22 protein-coding genes and 1 pseudogene are annotated in these 23,326 nt (G+C 42.1%); 8 read left to right on the forward strand and 15 right to left on the reverse strand.

What is annotated here, in order from left to right; genetic code table 11:
- Positions 1–44 precede the first annotated feature (44 nt).
- From BN161_RS19825 to BN161_RS19850, 6 genes are read right to left on the reverse strand one after another with little or no spacing between them, the layout of a single operon-like run.
- On the reverse strand, positions 45–1,022 hold the full coding sequence (locus BN161_RS19825; protein ID WP_044269574.1) for a site-specific integrase: 978 nt from the start codon (positions 1,020–1,022) through the stop codon (positions 45–47).
- A 33-nt stretch (positions 1,023–1,055) separates the two neighbouring features.
- Positions 1,056–1,277, reverse strand: coding sequence for a hypothetical protein (locus BN161_RS19830; RefSeq protein ID WP_125910880.1), 222 nt, complete (start codon positions 1,275–1,277; stop codon positions 1,056–1,058).
- A 4-nt stretch (positions 1,278–1,281) separates the two neighbouring features.
- Positions 1,282–1,581 carry a hypothetical protein gene (locus tag BN161_RS19835; protein ID WP_044269576.1) on the reverse strand — a complete coding sequence of 100 codons (300 nt, stop codon included), beginning with the start codon at positions 1,579–1,581 and terminating at the stop codon, positions 1,282–1,284.
- Between the two features lie 37 nt (positions 1,582–1,618).
- Positions 1,619–2,179, reverse strand: a complete 561-nt coding sequence (locus BN161_RS19840; protein ID WP_044269578.1) for a response regulator transcription factor — start codon at positions 2,177–2,179, stop codon at positions 1,619–1,621.
- Entirely contained in the window at positions 2,163–2,405 is a 243-nt protein-coding gene (locus BN161_RS19845) for a hypothetical protein (RefSeq protein WP_044269579.1), read from the reverse strand. Before BN161_RS19845 ends, BN161_RS19840 begins: the two co-directional genes overlap by 17 nt.
- 9 nt (positions 2,406–2,414) lie before the next feature.
- Positions 2,415–2,615, reverse strand: coding sequence for a hypothetical protein (locus tag BN161_RS19850; protein WP_044269581.1), 201 nt, complete (start codon positions 2,613–2,615; stop codon positions 2,415–2,417).
- 121 nt (positions 2,616–2,736) lie between these two features.
- Between BN161_RS19850 and BN161_RS19855 the strand changes: the two genes are divergently transcribed.
- The gene (locus tag BN161_RS19855; RefSeq protein WP_044269583.1) at positions 2,737–3,084 is read left to right on the forward strand and encodes a helix-turn-helix domain-containing protein; all 348 of its coding nucleotides are present in this window, start codon (positions 2,737–2,739) and stop codon (positions 3,082–3,084) included.
- A gap of 6 nt (positions 3,085–3,090) precedes the next feature.
- Complete coding sequence (locus tag BN161_RS19860; protein WP_044269585.1) at positions 3,091–3,351, forward strand: hypothetical protein; 261 nt, start codon at positions 3,091–3,093, stop codon at positions 3,349–3,351.
- A gap of 296 nt (positions 3,352–3,647) precedes the next feature.
- Here the strand turns inward: BN161_RS19860 and BN161_RS19865 are convergent, their stop codons facing one another.
- The gene (locus BN161_RS19865) at positions 3,648–4,499 is read right to left on the reverse strand and encodes a GNAT family N-acetyltransferase (protein ID WP_044269587.1); all 852 of its coding nucleotides are present in this window, start codon (positions 4,497–4,499) and stop codon (positions 3,648–3,650) included.
- Between the two features lie 149 nt (positions 4,500–4,648).
- Between BN161_RS19865 and BN161_RS19870 the strand changes: the two genes are divergently transcribed.
- The gene (locus tag BN161_RS19870) at positions 4,649–7,849 is read left to right on the forward strand and encodes a S41 family peptidase (protein WP_044269589.1); all 3,201 of its coding nucleotides are present in this window, start codon (positions 4,649–4,651) and stop codon (positions 7,847–7,849) included.
- A gap of 83 nt (positions 7,850–7,932) precedes the next feature.
- Positions 7,933–9,528, forward strand: a complete 1,596-nt coding sequence (locus tag BN161_RS19875) for an aspartate:alanine exchanger family transporter (protein ID WP_044269591.1) — start codon at positions 7,933–7,935, stop codon at positions 9,526–9,528.
- A 190-nt stretch (positions 9,529–9,718) separates the two neighbouring features.
- On the opposite strand, the gene BN161_RS19880 is transcribed toward BN161_RS19875, so the two are convergent.
- Positions 9,719–11,038 (reverse strand): LruC domain-containing protein, encoded by a 1,320-nt coding sequence (locus BN161_RS19880; protein WP_044269594.1) that lies wholly within the window; start codon positions 11,036–11,038, stop codon positions 9,719–9,721.
- Between the two features lie 384 nt (positions 11,039–11,422).
- On the opposite strand from BN161_RS19880, the gene BN161_RS19885 reads away from it, so the two are divergent.
- Positions 11,423–12,670, forward strand: a complete 1,248-nt coding sequence (locus BN161_RS19885) for a nitroreductase family protein (RefSeq protein ID WP_044269596.1) — start codon at positions 11,423–11,425, stop codon at positions 12,668–12,670.
- Positions 12,671–12,673: 3 nt separating this feature from the next.
- On the opposite strand, the gene BN161_RS19890 is transcribed toward BN161_RS19885, so the two are convergent.
- The 3 genes from BN161_RS19890 to BN161_RS19900 form a co-directional block, all read right to left on the reverse strand.
- Positions 12,674–13,285: a radical SAM protein gene (locus BN161_RS19890; RefSeq protein WP_044269597.1), complete on the reverse strand. Its 612-nt coding sequence runs from the start codon at positions 13,283–13,285 to the stop codon at positions 12,674–12,676.
- A 9-nt stretch (positions 13,286–13,294) separates the two neighbouring features.
- Positions 13,295–13,684 carry a DUF2721 domain-containing protein gene (locus BN161_RS19895; protein WP_044269598.1) on the reverse strand — a complete coding sequence of 130 codons (390 nt, stop codon included), beginning with the start codon at positions 13,682–13,684 and terminating at the stop codon, positions 13,295–13,297.
- A 775-nt stretch (positions 13,685–14,459) separates the two neighbouring features.
- Positions 14,460–14,897 carry a cupin domain-containing protein gene (locus BN161_RS19900; RefSeq protein WP_044269600.1) on the reverse strand — a complete coding sequence of 146 codons (438 nt, stop codon included), beginning with the start codon at positions 14,895–14,897 and terminating at the stop codon, positions 14,460–14,462.
- A 231-nt stretch (positions 14,898–15,128) separates the two neighbouring features.
- Here BN161_RS19900 and BN161_RS19905 point away from each other — a divergent pair, with 231 nt between their 5' ends.
- Positions 15,129–15,521, forward strand: a complete 393-nt coding sequence (locus BN161_RS19905) for an A1S_2505 family phage non-structural protein (RefSeq protein ID WP_007212286.1) — start codon at positions 15,129–15,131, stop codon at positions 15,519–15,521.
- Here BN161_RS19905 and BN161_RS19910 read toward each other — a convergent pair.
- From BN161_RS19910 to BN161_RS19925, 4 genes are all read right to left on the reverse strand, one after another.
- Entirely contained in the window at positions 15,488–16,693 is a 1,206-nt protein-coding gene (locus tag BN161_RS19910) for a multidrug effflux MFS transporter (protein ID WP_044269601.1), read from the reverse strand. The genes BN161_RS19905 and BN161_RS19910 overlap by 34 nt on opposite strands.
- A 129-nt stretch (positions 16,694–16,822) precedes the next feature.
- The gene (locus tag BN161_RS19915; protein ID WP_044269602.1) at positions 16,823–18,418 is read right to left on the reverse strand and encodes an MFS transporter; all 1,596 of its coding nucleotides are present in this window, start codon (positions 18,416–18,418) and stop codon (positions 16,823–16,825) included.
- A 4-nt stretch (positions 18,419–18,422) separates the two neighbouring features.
- Positions 18,423–19,457: an HlyD family secretion protein gene (locus BN161_RS19920; RefSeq protein WP_044269605.1), complete on the reverse strand. Its 1,035-nt coding sequence runs from the start codon at positions 19,455–19,457 to the stop codon at positions 18,423–18,425.
- 160 nt (positions 19,458–19,617) lie between these two features.
- Entirely contained in the window at positions 19,618–20,928 is a 1,311-nt protein-coding gene (locus tag BN161_RS19925; RefSeq protein ID WP_044269607.1) for a TolC family protein, read from the reverse strand.
- A gap of 295 nt (positions 20,929–21,223) precedes the next feature.
- Between BN161_RS19925 and BN161_RS19930 the strand changes: the two genes are divergently transcribed.
- Positions 21,224–22,138: a helix-turn-helix domain-containing protein gene (locus BN161_RS19930; RefSeq protein WP_044269609.1), complete on the forward strand. Its 915-nt coding sequence runs from the start codon at positions 21,224–21,226 to the stop codon at positions 22,136–22,138.
- 15 nt (positions 22,139–22,153) lie between these two features.
- Positions 22,154–22,981 (forward strand): annotated as a pseudogene (locus BN161_RS19935) (ATP-binding protein); the annotation flags it as partial.
- Positions 22,982–23,326: the final 345 nt, after the last annotated feature.

Here is a 23,326-nt window from a genome sequence, read left to right on the forward strand (position 1 = left end):
ATTATTATGAGCCTCCCCAAAGTCAAAGAGGAGGCTCTGTTTTTTTACTTCCTAAAAAATATATCTCCAGAAATACTTCTTGCCGTGTCGTCATTTGTCAGACGGATATATCGGAAGAAGTTCTGTTCAGTACGATGCCCGGTCAGCCGCATGATTTCCAGTGTTGTCATCCGACCAGTTAAATACATGTTGGTGGCTGCTGATCTTCTTGCTGTATGGCTACTTATTAGTTCCCACTTCTTACGGGTAACCGTTATCAATTTGCCACCTTTGGTAAATGAATAAGTAACAAGATCATTCAAGCCAATCTCTTTCATTATTACCTTCAAATATTTGTTGACATACTGAATGCAAAGTTTGCATGGGATAACACCGCCATACTTAGCATAGATTTCTTTCACATAGGCGTGTAGTGGTATCTTGACATCAACATTCGTCTTCTTTGTCCGCTTGACTAAATAATCACCCTGAAAGTTGTCTTTCGTTAAGGTGGAGTAATCAGAGTAACGCAAAGCGGTAAGACACCCAACCACAAACAAGTCCCTAATCCTTTCCTTCGCTTTCCGTTTATCCTGCTTTTCAAACTTGTAGTAGTATATCCTTGCAATTTCATTCATTGACAAGAACACTGCGTTGGTAGGCTCACATTTCAAATCAATCTCATCATAGGTGTTATCTACCGCATAGTTGTATTGTGATGCCCGGCGGACAAGCGTTTGAATTTTCCGGATATACCCTACTATTGTGTTATGCCTGAGTCCCTGATCTTCCAAATAAATTATGAAATCATCAAGAAATTCACCCGTAACGGAATTAGTGAATATATCGCAGTCAAATTCTTTGGAAAAAGCATCTATATGCTTCATAATTGCGTCATAGATCGCTGCATAGTGTTCAGGCTTGCGCCTGCTTCTCTTTTCAAGGACTTCGCGTGCAAACCCTGTGAAGTAAACTCCTTCTAAAGGTTTATCTTGACGGAAGTGGTTAATATAGTCCTTCCTCGCCTGGCGGGGCTGGACCAAAGAACATAATTGTAATGCTTTGGCTGTATATTTTTAGGTTAGACAATAAATTCTATTAATAATCTGGCTTATAAGTTCTCCCAATTCATCGGCATACTCATCCGAACAATCCATCTGCACGTGCATCATTTGATTTCCATTTTCTGAAGTAAATGGAAATCCAGTTTGCAACTGCACAGGAAGATCCTTTTCCGATATCTCAGATTTTAATGCATTTACAACATTAACATCCATGTCATATTCCTTAGTTACCATGACCCTATACATTAATAAGATATTGTTCCATTAGCTCCGGCAAGTCCTCTATCAGCCGGACAGCATTTTTATTATCCCCAACACGCAGTATGATGTGACTCATATCTTCATCAATGCTGTTGGATTCTTCTACCGAGATGTACGATAGTTTGTCTATAGCATCCACAAATGCCATCCGCCCTTTTAAAGAGAAACCGCAAGTACATGCAATCCTCCCATTATACATAGGACGCTGCACCCAGATTTTAAATTTGTCATCCGGAGAAGAGATGACAGTAAACGGTTGTAATTTTAGCTTTTCCATATTCTTCTGTTTTTAGTATTAATAAAAGCCGAATGGCTTATTTTAGATTATTCTGATACCAATAGGAAACCATCTCTGCAACAGCGCAGGCACCTATTTTAGCTTTGATATTCTCCCGGTGGCGATTCACAGTACAAGGGGAGAGATGCAACTCACCTGCAATCATATCCGTTTGCAAATTGGAAGCAATTAGCCTAAACACCTCCATCTCACGCTCGGTCAATGCTGTATCCAGTTCCGGACGACAAATGACATTTTCATGTTCACATTCACCCCGGAGAGGACACTTAACCTCTTCAAACATAAACAGACCGTCTTTATTAATGTCAAAGTTGTATTGGTCATATTCTCCGAAGTTGCAACGTATAAAGCGATGAACGACCTTAAATTCATAATGCCACCGGTTCATCGTGCTGCTTGAATAGAGTTCCATCAGTCGGGTGTGCGCTTTTGGATAACGGTCGCGAATAATAGTAAGCATGTATTCAATGGTTGGCCGCTCAGTATCTTTAAGTACAATAGTCGGCTTGCCAAACTCCTTCATCATTACATCACCTTCGGGGGTGTTGTAGAATTCGATGTTAGTTATTGTTTCCATCCCATGAAACTGAATAAACGTCTTTTCTCTTTCTATCCTCTATAACTCTATATCCCAACTCCCGTAAAAGAAGAATATCACTTTCTCTAATTATCACATAGATAATATGCTTACCTCCTTTTAAAGCTTCTTTCCTTATCTCGACCATAATATTGTCAATTACACTGTCGTTATTCGAAATTTCCAAAGCATCTGCTGCTGTAATATAATCACTTGTCATAATCATATAATTAGATTATTTATCATTAAAAAGTTTCTCAAGCAATTCTCTCTCAAGAGGCTTAAATGAATCATTTGCCATTTTATTATAAAAGGCAGGCAAAGACACTCCACTCTGTCTGAGGAATTCATCTCGCAATTCAGTTTTGTCATCTCTGGACAATTGTTCATAATGGTATTTAAGTACCATTTTCGTTTGTTTTTGCTCCTTTCTCATAATTATTACAGTTTTTATTCTTAATTTTATAACGCAAAGCTAAAGTATTTATTAATCACATCCAAATATTTTAGTATTAAAATTATTATATTTTTTAGCCATTACTTATATATAGCTGATTATGAACCTGTTAAAAATAAGAGAATTATGTGAGCGAAAAGAAGGTGGTATTAAGCGTTTAGCCGAAGAAATTGGAATGTCAGAGCAAAACCTTCACCGTTGTATTAATCTCAATAAGATTCAGGCTGGTGAATTAGAAAAAATCGCCCACATATTCGATGTACCCATAGGATACTTCTTTGATAGTGCACCTTTGAATCAATCAATAGCTAATGGTAATGGCAGCGCAGCTTCCATATATGGGAATGCGACCGTCGAAGTTATGACAGATAAAGACAAAGAAATAGAGCATCTCAAGCAATTACTTGAAGAGAAAGAAAGAACAATTCAAATATTAATGAGCAAATAAAGTACTATGGCAAAATTAATAAAACATAGACTCGATATCAAAGACTATCAAGAAAAATTAGAGTCGCAATACCAATTAGTATCATTCCAGCTAAGTGGTTCCAATGCTGAAATATCTGATGCAAAAGTATATTATAAAACTCCTAAAGTAGATGAAAATGATGCTGAGAATATTAGAATCATTGATTCCGCTGATTTAAGTATTGAATGCGATAATATGATTCAGTTACTAAAGAATATAAAAACCAAATTCACCAAAAAAGACTGATAATAAAAAGAATAACATAATATTTACCGGGACGAAATCGGGACGTATTATATGAAAAAGCTAAGGATTACCATATCATTACTAATTAATAATCAGCTCTTTACAAAAGCGAATACGTGCACAATAAGTCTTGTCATCCCGACTACCGATAAAGCATTGATAATCGAAAGATTATCGATGCTTTTTTCTTTTTAGCAAGATCTCACAAAAGTACCCCAAACGGCCTTAAATTACCCATTGACGTAAACCATAGCGTAAACCGCTGCATCCTAATCGCCGAGCATTCCTATCCATAATTATAGCTTTCTGATCATTTCAAACTGCCTCCCTCTCACCGCTATATTCTTCGCTTTCAGAAAGCCGGTAATCGAAGTACACGAAATATCCGTATTTATAACTTTAACAGATTCACACCTATTTGACTCCAGCATCCGTTGAAGCAACAAGGAAGCAACTCCTTTTCTTCTATACCGTTTATCAACCGCTAATTGGGTAATATCACCTGATGCCGGTTCAAACACACAATATCCGACGAGACTATCATCAGCAAATACTCCCAGACTGATAAAGTCTTCGGGTGACCTCGCAATGGATTCAAGACTATTCTGCCAGGAAGGTTTAAAGTCCCAGAAACCGGAGATTGAATCATATTGACGAACATCAACAGGTTGAACGGAGTAAGGATGGTTAATGATTTTCAAATCATTCCTTATCTCTAAATTCTCCTGCCTGAAGTAATTGAACTCTCGAGTAACTTCAAAGCCAAGTTTCCGGTAAACAGAAACTGCTCCTGTGTTATGCTGTAACACTTCCAGCAAATACTGGCAAATACCCGCCGCTTTCAGGTATGGAATAGCATGCTCAAAAATACGGGTAGCCAGCCCTTGTCCTCTGTAATCCTTAAGCGTCCCCGTTCCCGTATCATAAGCCGTCGGCATTCCGAAGAAATTTCCAATCCCATTGCAAGTGAAAGATACAATCTCATCTCCCTCGAAAGCGGCAAAGGAAAGAGATGGATCAAAGCCACGACGCTTCAACAGAGCGTTGAACTGCACTTTGTTTTGTTGCACTTCATAATCGGCAAAAGCCTGGTCAAAAGCTCTAAATAGTGCGTCGAAATTCGTTTTACCAAGAGAGTTGATTTCCATGTAGTTTCTTTATTAAATAAGGAGTAGATACAGAATATTATATTCGCAAATATAACAAAACCAAGGAAAAAATATGAATATCAGACCATGCTTTTTCATATTTACAGACTAATTACCTATATTTGCATAAAAACGCATTAAATATACTTATGAAGAAAATTCTTGCTTATATTGCCTTTAGTTTCACGGCAATAACCAGCTATGCGACGACTCCCCTTTGGATGCGTGATGTACAAATCTCACCCGACGGAACAGAAATTGTATTTTGCTATAAAGGGGATGTCTACAAAGTACCAGCCACAGGCGGAACAGCTACACAGCTTACTACACAAGACTCTTACGAATGTACCCCGGTATGGTCACCGGATGGCAAACAGATAGCCTTTGCCAGTGACAGGAATGGAAATTTCGACATTTTTGTAATGTCGGCGAATGGTGGAACAGCCCGGCGGCTGACTACCCATTCAACCAATGAAGTCCCCTCCACTTTTACTCCGGACGGCAAACATGTCTTATTCTCAGCGTCCATTCAGGACCCGGCAAGTAGCGCCCTCTTTCCCGCCGCTTCAATGACCGAACTCTATAAAGTTCCCTCAGCAGGCGGACGCACGGAACAAATTCTGGCCACCCCTGCCGAAGCTGTATGTTTCGATAAATCCGGTAACCGCTTTTTCTATCAGGACCGTAAAGGAGGCGAAAACGAATGGAGAAAACATCATACTTCTTCCATTACCCGCGACGTGTGGATGTACAATGTCCGGACAGGCACACACACCAACCTTACCCAGCGCGGAGGTGAAGACCGCAATCCGGTATTATCACCGGACGGACAAACCGTGTACTTCCTGAGCGAACGCAATGGCGGCTCATTCAACGTATATTCTTTCCCGATTTCGCAACCCCAATCGATAAAAACAATAACCAGCTTTAAAACCCATCCCGTGCGTTTCCTTTCAATGAGTAACAACGGCACCTTGTGCTATGGATACGATGGTGAGATTTATACCCAACAGGAAGGCTCGAATCCCCGGAAGATAAATGTGGAAATCATTCGTGACGACCAGCCGCAAATAGCCTATCTGAAATATCCGGATAAAGCAACTTCCGCTACAGTTTCACCGGACGGCAAACAGATTGCTTTCACTGTACGTGGTGAAGTATTCGTCACATCTGCGGACTATGCCACGACCAAACAGATCACACATACGGCAGCAGAAGAAGATGGTCTCTCGTTTGCTCCCGACAACCGGACGCTGGCCTACGCCAGTGAACGTAGTGGCAACTGGCAGATTTATCTGGCTAAGATAGTTCGGGAAGAAGATCCGAATTTCCCAAACGCGACTTTAATAAAGGAAGAGGTGCTATTACCCTCTACCACCGTAGAACGCTCACATCCGCAATTCTCACCCGACGGTAAGGAGTTAGCTTTCATTGAAGACCGTAACCACCTGATGGTGCTCAACCTGGAAACCAAGAAAGTACGCCGGATCACCGATGGCTCCACCTGGTACAGCACAGGCGGAGGATTTGACTATGCATGGTCTCCGGACGGCAAATGGTTTACATTGGAATTTATCGGAAACAAGCACGATCCATACTCGGATATAGGTCTGGTCAGTGCACAAGGCAATGGCGAGATTGTCAATCTGACTAATAGCGGATACACAAGCGGTTCACCCAGCTTCGTGCTCGACGGCAATGCCATTCTTTTCATTACCGAACGCTACGGTATGCGTGCACACGCTTCATGGGGTTCTCTGGACGATGCCATGCTGGTATTCCTGAATCAGGATGCATACGATAAATTCAGTCTGAGCAAAGAGGATTACGAACTGTATAAAGAAGCAAACTCCGACCGGAAGAAGATAGTTGATAAAGACAGCAGTAAGGTAAAAGATGTCGTGGTAGAGTTGAAAAACATAGAAGACCGCATCGTACGTCTGACACCAAACTCATCAAATATGGGGAGTACCCTCATCTCCAAAGATGGCAAAACCCTCTATTACCTAGCAAGCGCCGAAGGCGGACGTAACTTATGGAAGATGGATCTGCGCAAGAAGGAAACCAAACTACTTCACAAAGTAGATGCCGGATGGACTTCTCTGGAAATGGATAAAGAAGGAAAAACTCTCTTCATTCTGAACGGTAAGAATATGCAGAAGATGAACATGGCTTCCGATGACTTGAAACCTATTAAATATCTTGCTCAGGTAAAACTGGATCTGGCAGCCGAACGCGAGTACATGTTCGATCATGTATACAAGCAACAGCAAAAGCGTTTCTACAATACCAATATGCACGGAGTCAACTGGGACACCATGACGGCAGCCTATCATAAATTTCTGCCACACATCAATAATAATTACGACTTCTCCGAACTTTTAAGTGAATGGCTGGGCGAATTGAATGTCTCTCATACCGGAGGCCGTTTCTATCCGGATGGACAAAGCGAGCCTACAGCCAGTCTGGGGTTACTTTTCGACTGGAACTATCAGGATAAAGGGATGCTCATTGCCGAAGTGATAGAAAAAGGCCCGTTCGACAAGGCTACCACAAAGGTGAAAGCCGGCATTGTTATTGAAAAGATTGACGGCAAAGAGATTACTCCTGAAACTGATTATTACGTGCTTCTCAATGACAAGGTAAAAAAGAAAACTCTTGTTTCACTCTATAATCCTAAAACGAAAGAGCGTTGGGAAGAAGTGGTAATCCCCATCAAGGACAGTGAGCTCAGCGCATTGCTCTACGAGCGCTGGGTAAAACAACGTGCGGCAGATGTTGAAAAATGGTCGAACGGCAAACTGGGCTATGTGCACATCAAATCTATGGGTGATGACAGTTTCCGTTCCATCTACTCAGATATCTTGGGAAAATACAATAATTGTGAAGGCATTGTCATCGACACACGTTTCAACGGAGGCGGTCGCCTGCACGAAGATATAGAAATACTGTTCAGTGGTAAGAAATACTTCACACAGGTGGTTCGCGGCCGTGAAGCCTGCGATATGCCCAGCCGCCGCTGGAACAAACCATCCATCATGTTGACGTGCGAAGCCAACTATTCCAATGCACACGGCACACCGTGGGTATACAGTCATCAGAAACTGGGCAAGCTGGTAGGTATGCCTGTCCCGGGCACTATGACCAGTGTATCATGGGAACGCCTGCAAGATCCTACCTTGGTATTCGGTATTCCTGTGATTGGTTACCGCCTGCCCGATGGCAGTTATCTGGAGAACACTCAGTTGGAACCGGATATTAAAGTAGCCAACTCACCCGAAACAATTGTGAAAGGCGAAGATACACAGCTGAAAGTAGCGGTAGAGGAATTATTGAAACAACTACATTAGATAGTGATTATTAAGGAGCCAGACTATGAATTTGGCTCCTTTTTCCGTACCTTTGCGGCAAAATCAACAAATAATCTAAATTCATGTTTGCTGACCTACTTAATTCCTCCTATTTCGCCCTCTTCCTCATTGTCGCATTGGGTTTCATGCTGGGAAAAATCAAAATCAAAGGTTTATCACTGGATGTTTCCGCAGTTATTTTCATTGCCCTTCTCTTTGGACACTTCGGTGTAGTCATTCCTAAAGAATTAGGAAACTTCGGATTGGTACTTTTTATCTTTACTATCGGCATTCAGGCCGGCCCCGGTTTCTTCGACTCGTTCCGAAGCAAAGGAAAGACCCTGATCATAATTACCATGCTGATTATCTGCTCGGCTTCTCTTACAGCTGTCGGGCTCAAATACCTATTCGACATCGATACGCCCAGTGTGGTAGGTTTGATAGCCGGTGCGCTGACCAGTACACCGGGACTTGCCGTAGCCATCGACAGTACAAATTCTCCGTTGGCATCCATTTCCTATGGTATCGCTTATCCGTTTGGGGTTATAGGTGTTATCCTGTTTGTAAAATTGCTCCCCCGTATCATGCGTATTGATCTGGACAAGGAGGCCCGTCGACTGGAAAAAGAACGTCGCGGCCAATTTCCCGAACTGACGACCTGTATCTATCGTGTTACAAATCCCGCCGTATTCAACCGCAGTCTGATGCAAATCAATGCACGGGCCATGACAGGCGCTGTTATTTCACGCCATAAACATGATGAAAGAATTTCCATTCCCACAGCACAAACGGTGCTACATGAAAATGATTATATACAGGCAGTGGGCAGTGAGGAAGCTCTGAACCAACTTTCAGTTTTAGTCGGAGAACACGAAGAGGGCGAATTGCCTCTGGTAGACACGCAGGAGATCGAATCCTTATTGCTGACCAAAAAGGATATGATCAATAAACAATTGGGAGATCTGAACCTGATGAAGAACTTCGGATGTACTGTCACACGTGTTCGCCGAAGCGGTATCGACCTGTCTCCATCGCCGGATCTGACTTTAAAATTCGGTGATAAACTAATGGTGGTAGGTGAAAAAGAAGGACTCAAAGGATTGGCTCGCTTGCTGGGAAACAATGCTAAAAAGTTATCAGACACAGACTTCTTCCCTATCGCAATGGGTATTGTTTTAGGGGTATTGTTCGGTAAACTGAATATAACTTTCCCCGGTGGTTTATCTTTCTCCCCGGGATTGACGGGCGGTATTCTGATTGTAGCTTTGTTTTTAAGTGCAATTGGTAAGACAGGCCCTATTCTATGGTCTATGTCCGGACCTGCTAATCAGTTATTACGCCAGTTAGGTTTGTTGCTATTCCTAGCCGAAGTCGGCACCTCGGCAGGCACCAATCTTGTAGCGACTTTCCAGGAAAGCGGCTGGTTGCTATTCGGAGTAGGTGCTGCTATTACGCTGGTACCTATGTTAGTAGCGGTGTTCGTCGGACTGTTTGTATTCAAAATCAACATACTCGACTTGCTGGGAACCATCACCGGTGGTATGACTAGTACTCCGGGACTTGCAGCAGCTGATTCTATGACTGACAGCAACATTCCGAGTGTGGCTTATGCTACGGTTTATCCTATTGCAATGGTATTCCTCATACTGTTTATTCAGATTATTGCAACTATGGTTTAAGTCTAAACGTATTAGAAAGGAACTAAAGTGATTAAATAGTACTATCCTAATTGAGATAGTTCATTTAATTCATAACACTCCTAATAAAGAATTAACTGAACTGAATGCAACAAAAAAATAGGTTTCAGCCGTTCATCAAGTCCGGACAGAAACCTATTTAACTCAACTAAAGGAACTTCTTCAAAAAATATTATTTCAAATATACCTTATCATCATTTCGTTCTCCGCTATACCAGTTAGTGTACGATTTACATCCACTATCCACCCACTTCGTATACATAGGATAAGCCTCATCAATTCTGATTTTTTCCAGACACCACTTGAAATCAGCTGATGGAACTTCAAGAACATTGGGGAAATCAGCACTATGCGTATTATAAGAATTAAGGTCGAAAGTAGCTCTTCCGTTATCCAGCATTGGGATATATTCTGATGCTTTCGGTAGAGTAATCTGAATAACCTCAGTATCTACCTTGGCAGTATTTGAATATACATTCATAAAACCACTCAAACCTTCAACATATGTCTTACCATTGATACCAAAGCTATTACTAAAGGTTGCTCCTGTTGCCATAACCTGGATATATGCCATTGCATTATTACCGTCTTTAGGCTCTTCAATGCGGAATCTCACCACCACATCATTAAAATCATAGTCTCCCTGATACGGATAGTTATCTTCGAATAACCACATTCCTTGCCAGACAATCTTAGCAGGATCCAGTTCCGGAACCGGAACTTCAATCTCAGGCTTCAAAGTAGGAGTCGATTCAATCACACACAACACATCATTGTAATCCTGATCAAACCAGCCACCTGGAATCTGATCCTCCATACCCAATGTTTGATACTCCTTACCATTGAACGTCAGCGTTCTGATAACCCCTGATGCCAGTAATAGCCCATCGTTATGCTTCACATTAAATTTCGGAGTTGAATACCGATAAACACCTGACGAATACGAGCAAGCAAACCCTATCTTACAATCTTTAAATTTACCAAGTGCTTTCTTCGTACCAATACTTTGGGTTCCATCGAATACAAGAGTCAGATTTTGAAAGTCATCGTCGCCATCTTTATAAGTATAATAGTACAAACTGTTATTGAGGTGAGCACCACCATTACCCACATAAGTAATCCAGACCTCACTCTCTTCACTTCCAACTATCAAATCAGAACACTCCGCATAGCTATCACTCGGCGTATTTCTGATTCCTTCCGGATAATAATTATTGATGGCCGTAATCAGCGCGTCACTCAGTTCACTCTCAGCCCTCGTAACACCTTTATTGACAACAATATCCCCCTTCGAATAGGTAGACATCTGACCATTCATCAACAAATACAACTTATCTGTAGCTTTAGGAATCCGGACAGTTTCCGTAAACGGAGCATAGTCAATCAGAATGGGGTCTCCGACTAAATGACCATCCACATAAGGATCACCGGCATAGAGCAGGCAGCGAGTATTTTCCGTAGTATTAACACTCACGCTAATTTCATCAACCAAAGAGAAGTCTTTACCAGTCTCTGGTTCCCTGATAAGAATTTTTCACCTCACACGATAGAAGCGCAAAAATTGATACAAACAACAATAATAATTTCTTCATACTTTATTTATAAAATGAACATATTTGGCATATTATTCCGATGCGAATATGCAACTTTTAATTCAAATATACAAATTAAAGACTGATAAAAACAAATAATACAATTTATAATAAAAGTGGCTATAAATAGGCCATCCATCATTAAAACAAAAAATATATCAACATTAACTATCTATCCCTCCATATGATAAATAAAGTAAAACCATCTCATTACTTTTTAATAAGTACTTCTATTTTCAGCAAAAATCCCCTAAATTTGCATACACAATAAATAGCAGCTAAATATGAAAACATTAAAAGCCCAAGTCATCATTAGCCTGATAACCTGTTTCTTCCTGGTTCTGGCAGTCACCATCTGCAAGGGAAACAAGTTTGGGAACATTCTTTCTGAAAGCGAAAATACGACAGAAAGCCAAACAGGAACTTCCGGGATACTACGACATACAGATGACGGAGTACAGATAATATCTACCCGGCAACTAACAAAAGATATTAACGGGTACGGCGGAAATGTTCCTCTGGAAATCTATATAAAAGATAACCGTATTCTAAAAGTAGTAGCTCTGGAAAACTCCGAAACACCCAGCTACTTTGCCAAAGTACGAAACAGCGGTCTGTTACAACAGTGGAGCAATCTTTCACCGGAGGAAGCAATCCATAAAGAAGTGGACGGAATATCCGGAGCCACAGAATCTTCCGTAGCCATTATCCAGTCTGTACATAAGGCCATGGAGTATGCAAAGGAGCATTCGGCAGACAAACCGGCAAGTGCTTTCAGTTTCGACTGGATACTCTTCCTGGGATTACTGGCAGGCATCGCATTATGTACCCTAATCATCTCATATCTTTCTAAAAGGCCCAAAGAGCAAACAATGCACTATGCGCTGAACACTTTCAATCTAGCTTTGGTTATAGTAGTAACTGCATTATCTATCCAACCGAAACCCAATCAACTTAATAAGATGGAGGAACCTACCATGAAACAGGATAATAAACTTTCGGTTCTTGACAACATACATGCAAGAACCAGTATTCGCTCTTATCAGCCTAAAGAAGTAGAAGATGAAAAAATAGAGCAATTGTTAAGGGCTGCCATGGCAGCTCCTACAGCAACCAACAGGCAACCTTGGGCTTTCATTGTCATCAGAGACAAAGAAACGATGAATGAACTGGGTTCTACTCTTCCTTACGCCAAGATGGTCAAAGACGCTCCGTTGGCTATTGCCGTATGCGGAGATTTAACTAAAGCTATCAGTGGTGCGGGTATAGAGTATTGGGTACAGGACGCCTCCGCCGCCAGTGAGAACTTGTTGCTGGCTGCACAAGCTTTAGGATTAGGAGCTGTCTGGACAGGCGTTTATCCCATAGACGAACGGGTAAAAGAAGTACAGAAAATACTCCAATTACCCGAACAGATTGTTCCTCTGAATGTAATCCCTATCGGTTATCCGGCTGAGAACCCACTTCCGAAAGATAAATGGAAACCGGAGAATGTACATTATGACCGTTGGACGGAACCTGATAAGAAGTAATTTTTAAGTTCGGTACGTAAATACATCAAAATGACTCAGTCCCATAGATTTTAGTAAATCTATGCTATGCGTAGTATCCTCCTCCTTATTATACTGCGGAATAAAGGGGATACGGACTGTAATCTGTTCGGCTTTTCCATGCTCTATAAGCCAACGCAGGTTTCCGAGCACCTGATGATTGCTTCTGCCTGTGTAGTTTTGATAGATTTCATCATTCGTATCCTTGATATCTACGATATAGTCATCTACCACAGGCAATAGAATCTCCAGATGCTTCCGGGGTACATTTAAAGACGTTTCTACTGTAATCCTCCACTCCTTCCCACAAAGTTCCCGGAAACGGCTGATAAATTCACTTCGCAGACTAGGTTCACCACCACCAAAGGTAATACCACCACGAGTTGCAAGAAAGTAAAGTTCATCTACTTTCACCCTCTCATACAGTTGTTCACAGGAATAAAGCGGGAAATCAAAATCATCGGATAGAGACTGAGGGTTCAGACAATACTTGCAACGCAAAGGACAACCATGAAAAGCCACCAATGTGGTCACTCCCTCACCGTCAATCAGCAGGCGGTGCCTGTTCACTCCTAATATGGGGACAAGATTACTCATTCTATCCGGTTATTCATCCATATCATTCAGATGTATCTCTAAAGCCTTCACCGAAATATAAATCTCGTACACAGAGATAGCCAGAGAGATAATCAGCAACACCATTGCCAGCCCAAAGATATAGATGGATACAAGATAAAGTTGTATATAAATAAAGAACATACTTACGACACACAACAATAAGCTGCCTGTTCCTGTCACCTGCATGGCACGCGTCAGATACAGACGTTTACGAAGATTGGCAATCTGTGCCGCGGTTACCGACGAATGATTTTCCCGGTATTGTTCCTTCAAAGTACGTACTAACTGGGCATACGACATAAAACGGTTGGTATAAGCCAACATTATCAATGAAATTGCCGAAAACAACAGAGCCGGAGTCGTTAAATCTATTTCCATATTTCCTATTTCTTTAATATTATAACCTCAATCGTATAAGTACTCATGCAAAATTAGCTTGTTCTATAAATGATAATTTAGCGGTGAGATGTCGGAGTATCTCAATTCCCCTCCTCCTTGGAGGAGGGGTGCCCAGAGGGCGGGGTGGTAGGTGGGAAAGAATTCCTTAATATTCTTATTAATAGGTATTTATTATTTTACCTACCACCTCCCCCTACGGGTACTCCTCCTCCTCGGAGGAGGAGAATTGAGATAGTTCTGCCTATTCATTCTCACCGCTAAATTATCATTTATCATAATATGAACTAATTATGTTCACTTACTTAGCGATATCTTTAATAGGTACGAAACCTAAATTCTGATAAAATCAAATCTGAGTTTAACAAGAAGGTCGATATCATCCAAGGGCATTTCTCTAATTTTCATATACCCCAATATTAGAGTTATGCATTATGCAAAGTTACAATAAAAATCAGAAGAGTCCCATAGTATACAAGTTTCTTTAGCTTCCGGAGGTAAAGTTAGGAATAATTATGAGCTACAGGTCACCAACGCACATTATGTGTATATTTTTCACATCCACGCGTTTTTGTCCGAAAACGGAGAGCCACCCTCAAAATCGCTCCTACAGTACCTTCTGAAAGGAGTTAGGGAAAGGTAACGACTTTCCCTAACACCGATTTAGAGGCCATTTCAGAACAAGAGAAATACTGTCTTTTATAATGCTTTATCACTAAATTTACTGATGGGGCTAACTCTTTAATTTATCCCCCCCTTACTTCTTATCATAAACCCCATTAGAGAACTTCCCGTAAGCCATTACCTGATTTGTATCGGGAAGATGTACAATCTCCGGAAGATTATTCGTATCGAAGTCAATATAAACCAACTTTTCCGTATCCGAACCGTTACGAATGACATGCGCACCTTCAGGACCTGTAGGGAAAGTTATTGCATCACCGGCCTTCACCGTCACATCCCCATTAGCTGTGCGAACAATTCCTGTACCACTGATGATATAGAACACCTCTTCGTCCGTTTCGTGATAATGATATCCATAGGCAAAATTACCCGGTTCCACTTCTACAAAGTTCACACGGCATTGGTCCACATCCGCCTGCTCAACAATCGGTTTCACTGTAAATTCATTACCACCCTGACTGATTTTCTGACCTTCTGCGGTCTTGTAATTCTTTACTGCAAGTTCTTTCATTGTTTTTTGCTTTTAATTTGTTTATAAAATAGTTGCATTCATCAGTTTTTTCACTAACTTCGCAAATGCAGTCAGTGACTTTCCGATGATGCAAAGCTATATACTATTTTACTTATAAACAAGAAGTTACAAACCGGTAAGATAGTTACCTAAAGGTTACTTTTGCTGAAAAGCAAGAGTTTAAAAATGAAGAAAAGAAGAAAAAACTAATTATGACCTAATCACAAAAGTATGAAAACAAGAATTACCTCTAATCGTATCACAGAATTACATCCGGACGAGATATTCGTTTTTGGCAGCAACCTGGAAGGCGCACATGGTGGCGGAGCCGCTTATCTGGCATGGAAAAAATGGGGAGCCATCTGGGGACAAGGAACCGGATTACAGGGGCAGACCTATGGCATTCCGACCATGCATGGTGGACCAGAAGCCATCAGACCTTATGTAGATGAGTTTATCCGCTTTGCCAAAGAGCATTCACAATATACTTTCCTCGTTACAGAGATAGGATGCGGCATTGCCGGATTCGCCCCGAAAGAGATTGCCCCTTTATTTAAAGAGGCTGCGGATGTGCCTAACATTCACCTGCCTCAACGCTTCTGGGATGTACTGAATGCGAAGTAAAGCTTCGTACGCCTTCTACCTAAAGCCAACAAAATACAGGAAAGGGAACAGAAAGAGCAGATAACAAATATAACCCCTGTAGAAACCAGGATATTTCCAATGCCTACCAGGGGAGAGACAATGCCGCCGAATGAAAAGCAAACAGCACCCAATAGTGCTGAAGCTGTTCCGGCATTCGTGCGCTCACACTCCATGGCTAATGCAGTAGAGGTGGTAAACGTCATCCCCATCATAAAAAGAACCGCTATCAGCAGCAGTTCATAAATCCAGAAGCTGCAACCCAAAGCCAAAGCGGAACATTCGAGTAAAGAAAAAACAAGCATACCCATACACCCGACCAGCGTTCCGTTTGCAGGCCGGCGAAACTTCACGGAAAATGCCGCCGCACCACCGATGGCAATGGCGTTAATACTGAAACAAATGCTGAAAGCAAAGGGCGAATAACCATAATGTTGCTGTATTATGAAAGGTGAGGAAGCAATATAAGCGAACAGTACTCCTTGTGCAAAAGCGAGTTGCAGCACATAGCAGACATACTGTTTATTGCGAAGCACCACCTTGAAGCTATTAAAAGTATCCGCCCATTTCGTGGCCAGGCGATTTTCCGCCGGAAGTGATTCACGGAAACGCATACATCCTATCAAAAGGAGCACACCCAATGCAAGTAAAATTATGAAAATTCCCTGCCAACCGATGGCTTCCGTAAACACTCCGCCAATAATAGGTGCTACCACGGGAGCAATGCCATTGATGGCTCCAATGATCGCCAGCATCTTTGCCAGATCTTTGCCCGAAAATTTATCCGTAGCAATGGAACGGGCTATAACAATCCCCCCTGCTCCGGCAATACCTTGTATCAACCGGAAAGCGACGAATTGCTGAATATTCTGCGCAAACAAACAAGAAATCGTTGACACGATAAACAACCACATAGCAACCTGCAACGGTATGCGTCTACCATAACGGTCACTCAAAGGGCCGAAGAATATCTGCCCGACGGCCAGTCCGATCATACTGGTAGTCAGTCCTAACTGAACCATTGAAGAACTTGTACTGAAATATTCTCCCATAGACGGAAGACTCGGTAGGTACATGTCCGTGACAAAAGGCCCGAAGGCCGTCAGCATACCCAATAAGACTAGAATAAACAGCTTTGAATTATCTTTTACCATATAAACTTAACTTATACATTTCGTGGAATATACGTCCACTTTCGGGCTGCAAAAATAATAATAATTCACCTTATTCTCCCTACCAATTTTAGTCAAAGCTATCCAATACAAGAACAAAAAAATCTCAACTTATGCTGTAGCTTCCAGTTTTTTATCCATACGCAACTCATGCTTCACAAAACGACGAATGGAACGATAGGTAGGATGCAGTACTTTATATGGACGAATATCACTCTCGTAAACCAGGAAGGCCAACAGACAGAACAAAGCCATCAGAGTGAGCCAGCCATACAGTTCTTTCATAGAAACCATCAGAGCCTGTTGCTGCACAGCACCGTACACTTCTCCAACGGGTATCCGGCTGATGAAAGGATTTACATGATCCACTACCGAACCCAGTAATATCAAGTTCTTTTTCATTGCCCCATTGAGAGCATGCCCCAGTATAGCCGTTCCCAAAGCCCCACCAAATCCGGCACTGACAAACGACTGTACGGACACCGCCTGAAAGAAATGCTGAAAAGGGACACGAGATAGCACTGTAAGGAAACAAATAGCTATCATCACATACCCGAAACTGCGCAGGAATAGCGGCACAAACAATGTCTCCTTGGGCAAAGCATAGTCAATGCCGAAATAAAAATACATCAGATAGCCCGTAATGGAAGAGAATGCAATCACAGTCATTGTCTTATATCGCCACTTACGACGGGAAAAAGTGAAAAAGGTAAAGCCTGCTCCCACTACAATTCCCAGCAATACCACCCAGTTGAGCGAAATTACATTCAGGGCATCATACCCTAATATACTCTCCATATAGATGTGCTCAAAGAGATGCGAAGGCGCCAGCAGAATATCTATTACTATATATAGTATAAAGGGAAACCATACGGCACGATACGTCCAGGTCTTCAAAGCAATGAACGGGTGACGAATAAAAGATGCACGCCACAAATTCAATGCAAGAATAAGTATACCGATGACGGTTGCCGCCCGGATCTGGAAAGACTGATACCAATCGTAATGTTCCCCATATACACAGACAAAGAGGATGCACAACAACACAAGTCCCCACATTAAAGCCCCCAACCAATCGATACCGAACAAGGGCAACTTCGGCAGAGAGCGATAACTACGGAACAGGCACAATGTAGCCAGCATCACCAATAATAATAAACCAATAATCAGCCAATGCATATACTCCCACTTTGCCCAAAATGCTGTATAGACTGTTATCAGTCCCGACAGCTGAATACAACTCTGCACCAACAGATAGATAAAACAGAAAAATACCGACAAATCCCGTTTAGGGGTAAGCCATAGCTGAATGGTGGAATTACATTCGAACGTAGCCCACATGCGGAAGATTCCTGCAAAGAAACAGGTGATCACCAGCACAGGAATGCTATGCGTATGCATACATATCAGATTAGAAACAATCAGAGCAATGCTACACGTCATCAATGAAGTTTTCGAAGCAAAGCGGAACTTCAGTCGAAACATGATGGCAAATGTCAGCCCCATGCCTATCATAGAAGCGTAGCCTGCCATCATAATATCTTCCTGCATCAATGCCGTAGAACCGACCATCTCACTGACTGCCGCCAAATAGAGGCCACCGGAAAATTGGAAAACGATGACAAAGGCAATGATGATCCAGGGACGCAATTTAGGAGGAACAAAATCACGGATGGCCGGAATGGAAAAAGGTCCTGTTTCGTGCATAATATCAATAATTTACTACGCACTCCACATTCATACCGGCACGCAGGCGTTCCATATCTTCCGGACGATTGCCGGCAGAGAATTCTATACGGACAGGAATACGTTGTTCTACTTTCACGAAGTTTCCGGCAGAGTTATCCTGCGGCAGAAGAGAAAAGCTGGCACCCGTAGCGCGGGAAATAGATTTCACAGCACCTTTAAACGTTATTCCGGGCACAGCATCCACTTCTATTTCTACCGGCTGGCCTTCCCGGATATGGGTAGTCTGCGTCTCTTTATAATTAGCTACTATCCATCTCTCATTTTCATCGACAATGTCAACCAAAGTCTGCCCGGGCTGTATCAGTTGTCCTTCCTGAATTTCTTTCCGACCGGTAGTTCCGTCACAAGGAGCGAGGATAACGGTATAAGAAAGGTTCAGACGCGCCAGCTCCAGGGCAGCTTGCGCCAGTTTGATACCTGCATCCGTCTGTTCCAGACGATGGGTCTGCTCCTGCTTTACCAAAGTTGTAGATTGACGTTGGCGAAGCAGAAGTTCATAGCGCGCTTTGGATGCCTCGTAATTTGTCTGCACGGCATCGTACTGCTGTTTAGTGACGGCATCCTGTGCCAAAAGGTTTTTATACCGGTGGTATTCACGTTCGGCATTATCCAAACGGACTTTTGCCTCCTGCAAACCGGCATCAGATACTGCTATATTATTCTGAGTAGTATGTACTGTGGTGGCCACCGCATTCTTTCCCGAAATGGCGTTCTGAAAATCAGCCTCAGCCTGTGCCAGGCGGAAACGAAACTCGGAATCTTCAATCAAGACCAGAGTATCGCCTTTATGTACTTCCCGGTATTCATCGAAATAGATTTTCTTGATGAAACCTTGTACACGGCTGTTGACGGGGACAATCAGTTGTTTCACCTGTGCGTTGTCTGTATAGGCTACATTGCCGAGGTGAACGAAATGGGAACATACCCACACCAGTCCGGTGATAAGTAAGAGGCTAACCACTACGTTATAAATCAGTTTTTTCTTTTTACGTTCCATGTCTTATTTAATTCATTAGTTTACATTCATATATCAAAAACCATTTTTCATCCGCAGATAACGCGGATTGCACAGTCCCTACGGCTGCGCTATGCCTTTCAGAAAAATAAAATCCGCATAATCTGTGTCATCTGCGGATGAAAAATTACTTGACGACGATTTATAAGCACCCCGCCGTCTTCTTCAACTTATAGAGATTGAAAAGTATATTGATCTGTGCATTCACCAACTGCAGCTCCGCATTCAGTTTAGAATTGCTGGCATCCAGCATATCAGTAATCAGCGCCAGATCATTCAAATAGCGGTTATTCACCACGCTGTAGTTTTGTGCTGCCAATTCCAGGCTTTTCTCTTGTGTATCGCAAATGGTAAAAGCCTCATGAAAACGGATATATGCCGCTTTTACTTCCGTCCGCACATTCTCCTGCAACAATAAGTCGTTTTCTTGCGCACGCTGGGTGGACAGTTGTGCCAGACGAATTTTCTTACCCGACTTGAAAGTAGAAGCAATATCGAATTTCACTCCTACACCGATATACCAATAGTTCAGATTTTTGTTAATGGGAGGCACTTCAATCGTAATAGGACCATCTAGTTTATCACCTGCAAAAAGAGCTATAGACGGCAAACGTTCAGCCTTTGCAATCCGTTCATTATACTCCGACTGCTTGATATTCAGTTTCATCTGTTGCAGTACGGGAGAACTCAATACCGCCGTTTCCTGCCAATGAGCTTCTTCCGAGGGCTTGGGAAGTCGTCCCAGCAAGGTAGTATCCACATTTATCACCGTTTCCTGGGGCAAACCCAATACCGTAACCAATTGATTGTTCAGGATAAGGATACCATTTTCAATCTGTGTCAATGCCAGTTCCAAAGATTTCAGTTGCAACTCATAACGAGTGATATCATTCTTTAAAGCCAGTCCTTGCGATTGTTTGGCATTGATATCTTCTACCAATTTCCGGGTTTGCTCTATATTCTTCCGGTACACTTCCGCCTGATTCTGCAATTTATACATCTCCAAGTAATTGCCTACTAACAAAAAGCGGATATCCTGCCTGTTCTTTTCCTTATCCAACTCTGCCAGTTGCTGTTGTAATTTGGCAATGGCAATCCGGCTGGTGATAGCTCCACCCGCATAAATTACCTGCGATGCTTCTATTGCAAAGTTATTGCCGAAGTGCGGCATAGCGGCATTCTCTCCATTTGTAAAATCACGGTCTGCCAACCAGGCATCCCCCAAATAACTTACCGAAACGGATACGTCAATTGAAGGAAGTAGAGCATTCCTGGCCACCTTTACTGCCTGTCCGGCTTCCTCTTCCGCCAGACGGAACGTACGAATACTGCGACTATTAGCATCTGCCAACTCGAACATTTCTTCAATTGTCATCTTCTGAAAAGTTTGTGCAGATGCCAACGAAATGCTCAATGCACCGATAAAGACAAATAATACTTTCAATTTCCTCATAATACCTATTAAATTAATTAAGTAACGAGCTACGAGCTACCAGTAACGAGTTGCTGCGCTGTACTCGTGGGCGAATAATAATTCGCCCGGCTATCATGCCGAAAGGTACTTGTCACTTGTAGCTTGTAGCTCGTTACTTATCGCGCTTTGCGCGATAAATTATCATTTACCTCAAAACGGCTGCAAAGGTCGGATAAATTCTTTGCCGGAGGGAAATCCCAAATTGGGCAAAATTGGTTTAATTTGGAGATTTCAAAGGTTTACATTATCTTTGCACAACATAAAATCACACCTAATGGCCTCTTCTATACGCATCAAAAACATCAGTGAACTCCCCATCATTAGTGGCAGCAGGAATGACACACGAAAGAAAATCAGTTGCATCACTATCGGGCATCGGGAAGCGGAAGAACAGTTTTCGTCAGATATCCACCTGGACGCTTTTATCATCTTATTGGTTTTATCCGGAAAAGGACATACCGTAATCAATTACAAGGCGTATGATATTCAAGCGGATACGCTTTTACTTCTATCTTCTGCTCATCTGTTTCATTTTTATGAATGTAGTGATGACTTTCAATGCCAATGTCTCTTTGTCAGCAAGGCTTTTACGGATGAAATGGACTCCACCGACATGATCTACCGACGGACCAAATACGGTGTGCGGCTATATAACCAACCGGTAGTTCCTTTAGCGCATCCTTACGCCGTTTTATTAGCCGAACGATTAGCCAGCATCAATAAGAATATTGACCGTACAGAGCATTTCTATCACAAAGAAGTCATTCTGAACCGTTTGTTCGCCTTTTATCTTGATTTAAGTGACATCCTTGAACGAACCAACCTCCCCCATACGGACGGCTGCCTGACTCGATACGAAAGTATTATCAAATCATTCATCGAACTACTGGCAACGCATTATCGTGAAGAACATAAGGTAGATTTCTATGCTGCCCGCCTGAACCTATCTGCCCATCATCTGACGCAGATCGTGAAACTCGTGACAGGACAAAGCGTGAGCGACTTCATCTTCGAAATGCTATTCAGCGAAGCCCGTAACTTACTGACACATTCCAAACTCTCCATACAGGAGATTGCCACCACCCTCAACTTCTCCGACCAGTCTTCATTCGGAAAGTTCTTCAAACGGAAGGCCGGTGTATCACCGGTTGATTTCAGAAAAGATATAGTGTTCGTTGAAGAAAGATGAATTAGTCATAAAAAAGGTCTCAAAGTCATTGCAAGCGGTTCTTCCTCTTTCGACCTACTAAACAAAGCTGGTGAACCTTTGATAGGCAGATCTACCCAATTCCATCTGACTCCATTCTCACAAAAGGAGATTTCACAAATAGAAAATGCTTTGGAAACAAGACAACACTTAGAATCGAGACTTATCTATGGCTCTTATCCTGAAGTAGTGATGCTAGAAAGCTTCGAGCGGAAAACTGATTATCTACGAGATATTGTAGGAGCTTATCTATTGAAAGACATTTTAGCAATCGACGGTTTGAAAAATTCCGGTAAGATGAAGGAACTACTGCGTCTTATTGCATTTAAAATGGGCAGTGAAGTATCTTATGACGAATTAGGTAAGCAATTGGGGATGAGCAAAAATACAGTTAAAAAATATCTTGACTTATTATCCAAAGTATTCGTGGTGTATCGTTTGGGAACCTATTCACACAATCTCCGTAAAGAGGTAGTGAAAGCCGGAAAATGGTACTTTTACGATAACGGCATTCGCAATGCAATCATCGGAAATTTCACTCCTCTATCTGTACGCCAAGATGTGGGCGCACTATGGGAAAACTATTTAATCAGCGAACGAATGAAGCAATCTTATAATCGTAACCGAGCCAAAGAATTTTATTTCTGGCGAACATACGACAATCAAGAAATCGATCTAATAGAGGAATCACCCGAAGGTTTATCCGCTTTTGAATTCAAATGGGGAGACAAAAAACCGAATGTCCCTACCAGCTTCGCAACAGCTTATCCGGAAGCGTCTTTCAAAGTAATAAACAAAGAGAACTATCAGGAATTTGTGTTATAACCACCGTTCAATCAGATTGGTAATCCTAATACTCGGAGGCTGAGTCACATAGTGTAAGGAAACCGGAAATTTACTATTTTCCCATTTACAGGAAGTTAAGAGTTTGTCGGCAGGAAGTTAACTTCTTGTCGACAAACTCCCAACTTCTTGTCGACAAGAAATCAACATCTTGTAAGCTTTTGATAATCAGAAAGAAAGTTTCCTTACACAAAAAGGATATTCGTAGACATATATTACTTGCGCTCTACACACCTCTTAAATAACCCGTTGGCGGAATTCGTTTCAGAGCGGCTCCATGCCATCTCCGTATGATCTCCGTATCATCTCCATACTATCTCCGTATCA

Origin of the sequence: Bacteroides timonensis (assembly GCF_000513195.1) — a bacterium.
Taxonomy (GTDB): Bacteria; Bacteroidota; Bacteroidia; order Bacteroidales; family Bacteroidaceae; genus Bacteroides; species Bacteroides timonensis.

Excerpts from the sequence above, each read along its gene's own strand:
- BN161_RS19930 (WP_044269609.1), top strand. The coding sequence starts at position 21,224 with ATGGCCTCTTCTATACGCATCAAAAACATCAGTGAACTCCCCATCATT.
- BN161_RS19875 (WP_044269591.1), top strand. The coding sequence starts at position 7,933 with ATGTTTGCTGACCTACTTAATTCCTCCTATTTCGCCCTCTTCCTCATT.
- BN161_RS19835 (WP_044269576.1), bottom strand. The coding sequence starts at position 1,581 with ATGGAAAAGCTAAAATTACAACCGTTTACTGTCATCTCTTCTCCGGAT.
- BN161_RS19920 (WP_044269605.1), bottom strand. The coding sequence starts at position 19,457 with ATGGAACGTAAAAAGAAAAAACTGATTTATAACGTAGTGGTTAGCCTC.
- BN161_RS19855 (WP_044269583.1), top strand. The coding sequence starts at position 2,737 with ATGAACCTGTTAAAAATAAGAGAATTATGTGAGCGAAAAGAAGGTGGT.
- BN161_RS19860 (WP_044269585.1), top strand. The coding sequence starts at position 3,091 with ATGGCAAAATTAATAAAACATAGACTCGATATCAAAGACTATCAAGAA.
- BN161_RS19830 (WP_125910880.1), bottom strand. The coding sequence starts at position 1,277 with ATGGTAACTAAGGAATATGACATGGATGTTAATGTTGTAAATGCATTA.
- BN161_RS19845 (WP_044269579.1), bottom strand. The coding sequence starts at position 2,405 with ATGATTATGACAAGTGATTATATTACAGCAGCAGATGCTTTGGAAATT.
- BN161_RS19900 (WP_044269600.1), bottom strand. The coding sequence starts at position 14,897 with ATGAAAGAACTTGCAGTAAAGAATTACAAGACCGCAGAAGGTCAGAAA.
- BN161_RS19850 (WP_044269581.1), bottom strand. The coding sequence starts at position 2,615 with ATGAGAAAGGAGCAAAAACAAACGAAAATGGTACTTAAATACCATTAT.
- BN161_RS19840 (WP_044269578.1), bottom strand. The coding sequence starts at position 2,179 with ATGGAAACAATAACTAACATCGAATTCTACAACACCCCCGAAGGTGAT.
- BN161_RS19890 (WP_044269597.1), bottom strand. The coding sequence starts at position 13,285 with ATGAGTAATCTTGTCCCCATATTAGGAGTGAACAGGCACCGCCTGCTG.
- BN161_RS19910 (WP_044269601.1), bottom strand. The coding sequence starts at position 16,693 with ATGGTAAAAGATAATTCAAAGCTGTTTATTCTAGTCTTATTGGGTATG.
- BN161_RS19865 (WP_044269587.1), bottom strand. The coding sequence starts at position 4,499 with ATGGAAATCAACTCTCTTGGTAAAACGAATTTCGACGCACTATTTAGA.
- BN161_RS19915 (WP_044269602.1), bottom strand. The coding sequence starts at position 18,418 with ATGCACGAAACAGGACCTTTTTCCATTCCGGCCATCCGTGATTTTGTT.
- BN161_RS19905 (WP_007212286.1), top strand. The coding sequence starts at position 15,129 with ATGAAAACAAGAATTACCTCTAATCGTATCACAGAATTACATCCGGAC.
- BN161_RS19870 (WP_044269589.1), top strand. The coding sequence starts at position 4,649 with ATGAAGAAAATTCTTGCTTATATTGCCTTTAGTTTCACGGCAATAACC.
- BN161_RS19925 (WP_044269607.1), bottom strand. The coding sequence starts at position 20,928 with ATGAGGAAATTGAAAGTATTATTTGTCTTTATCGGTGCATTGAGCATT.
- BN161_RS19895 (WP_044269598.1), bottom strand. The coding sequence starts at position 13,684 with ATGGAAATAGATTTAACGACTCCGGCTCTGTTGTTTTCGGCAATTTCA.
- BN161_RS19885 (WP_044269596.1), top strand. The coding sequence starts at position 11,423 with ATGAAAACATTAAAAGCCCAAGTCATCATTAGCCTGATAACCTGTTTC.